This window comes from Hansschlegelia beijingensis, assembly GCF_045505405.1.
Lineage (GTDB): Bacteria > Pseudomonadota > Alphaproteobacteria > Rhizobiales > Methylopilaceae > Methylopila > Methylopila beijingensis_A.
Window position 1 is genome coordinate 1 of record NZ_JBJKEX010000481.1, and the last position, 1,774, is coordinate 1,774.

4 protein-coding genes and 1 tRNA gene are annotated in these 1,774 nt (G+C 69.9%); 4 read left to right on the forward strand and 1 reads right to left on the reverse strand.

Annotated features, from left to right (window positions below; translation table 11 throughout):
- Window positions 1-227 precede the first annotated feature (227 nt).
- The 3 genes from ACIKT0_RS17810 (at window position 228) to ACIKT0_RS17820 (ending at window position 1,288) form a co-directional block, all read left to right on the forward strand.
- The gene (locus ACIKT0_RS17810; protein ID WP_407106668.1) at window positions 228-815 is read left to right on the forward strand and encodes an HWE histidine kinase domain-containing protein; all 588 of its coding nucleotides are present in this window, start codon (window positions 228-230) and stop codon (window positions 813-815) included.
- An 80-nt stretch (window positions 816-895) separates the two neighbouring features.
- Entirely contained in the window at window positions 896-1,087 is a 192-nt protein-coding gene (locus ACIKT0_RS17815; protein WP_407106669.1) for a hypothetical protein, read from the forward strand.
- Window positions 1,088-1,099: 12 nt separating this feature from the next.
- Window positions 1,100-1,288, forward strand: a complete 189-nt coding sequence (locus ACIKT0_RS17820) for a hypothetical protein (RefSeq protein WP_407106670.1) — start codon at window positions 1,100-1,102, stop codon at window positions 1,286-1,288.
- Between the two features lie 40 nt (window positions 1,289-1,328).
- Here ACIKT0_RS17820 and ACIKT0_RS17825 read toward each other — a convergent pair.
- Window positions 1,329-1,404 (reverse strand) — tRNA-Gly (locus ACIKT0_RS17825).
- A gap of 243 nt (window positions 1,405-1,647) precedes the next feature.
- On the opposite strand from ACIKT0_RS17825, the gene ACIKT0_RS17830 reads away from it, so the two are divergent.
- Window positions 1,648-1,774, forward strand: a 127-nt coding sequence (locus ACIKT0_RS17830; RefSeq protein WP_407106412.1) for a GTP-binding protein, incomplete at its 3' end; no start/stop codon positions are given.

The following is a 1,774-nucleotide window of genomic DNA, read 5'->3' on the forward strand; positions in this document are numbered from 1 at the left end:
GCGCTCGGCGGTCGGCGGCGTGCCTGCAGCCTCGTCGTCGGCGCCGAGCGGCGCAGCCGCAGGATCGGTGAACGGCGCCTTGTCGCCGGTTCGACCGCTGTCGATCGCGTCGCGCAGCCGTTCCACCCCCGCGGCTGATGTGCTTCCAGCTGTCATCGTTTCCGTCATCCTGCCGGGTGCCGCGCGGGAATCGCCCGCGCGGTCGCTCGCCAAGGGCAATCCCTGAGATGGCCGGCATGTTCCCGGACGGTCGTGAAAGCCCGCGTCACCGCACGCGGAACCTGCTGGCGCTGGTCCAGGCGCTGGCGGAAGCCTCGCGCCCCGGCGAATCGCTCGCGGATTATCGCGCGAGGCTCGGTCGCCGCCTGGCGGCGCTCGCCCGCGCCGAGAGCGTGCTGCCGGAGCGGGAAGGCGAGGAGGCGCCGTCGGTCGGCCTGCTTGTGCGGGGAGAACTCGTAAGCTGGGGCCTGGGCGAGGACAGTCGCGTCGCCCTGTCCGGACCCGTGGCGCCGATACGCCCTCGCGCGGTGCGTATGCTCGCCCTCGCGCTGCATGAGCTCGCCGCGAACGCCATCGAACACGGAGCGCTCGCGCAGGAGGACGGTCGTCTCACGGTCGTCTGGGACCGGCAGGGGGGCGACGCCGTCCTCGAATGGCGGGAGACCGGGGCCGCCGCGTCTCCGGACGCGCCGCGCGGCTTCGGCCGGGAGTTGATCGAGGAGGGACTGGCTCACCAGCTCGGCGGGACGGTGGATTGCCGGCTTGCTCCTGAAGGGCTGTCCTGCCGGATCGTCGCCCCGATCGCGACCGATTGAGGAGCGATCCGGAACCAGCTCGCCGCCTCACGATTTCAGAAGGAGACCCCCCGCGACAAGCGGACCGTCTGAAGGAGGCCATGATGACGAGCAAGGCGACGCCCCCGGTTCCTCCCGCCAACCGGAGCCCGAAGGGGACCGGCGACGACAAGCGGGCATCACCCGGATCCGCCGCTGGCGGCAGCGGCCAGGTCGCGAATCCCGAGCAGCGCGGCCAGACCGGCAACACCAGGCAGAACACGACCCATCAGGGCCACCAGCAGGACCGCTGAGGGAGCATCCCCATGTCGACATCGACCAAGACGCCGAACAGCATCCGCCAGGGCGGGCCCGGCGCCTCGCACGAGAACGCCAAGGAGCCCCTCGAGATCAAGAAACCGCCGGCTGACAGCGATCAGCGGGCGCGCAGCAGCGTGTCCACGGGCGGCGGCGAGGAGGACGCCCGGCACAGCCGCGACGAAAAGCGCAAATGAAAGAGGGCGGGGATCGGTTGCCGATCCCCGCCCTCGAAACTGGAGCGGACGACGAGACTCGAACTCGCGACCCTCAGGGTGGAAACCTGATGCTCTACCAACTGAGCTACATCCGCGGACGGCCCGCGCGGAGGCCGTATCGACGAGATAAAGCAGCCGCGGCTGGGCCGCAATGGCGTCGCGGCGCGGGTGAGGCGCGCGGTCCTCAGACCCGGCTCAAAATGGCCTTCCGCGCCGACCGACCGACGGGTTTTGTGGGTCGTCAGCGGCCAAGACGCCATTTCGGGCTTGTGCGGCGGCGTGAACCTGCCTAGAGGAGCGGCGCTTCTCGGCACCGAGACCTCGAGCAGGATACGTCTATGGCCAAGGAAAAGTTCGCGCGGACGAAGCCGCATTGCAACATCGGGACGATTGGCCATGTCGACCATGGCAAGACGTCCCTGACGGCTGCGATCACGAAGATCCTTGCCGAGACGGGCGGCGCGA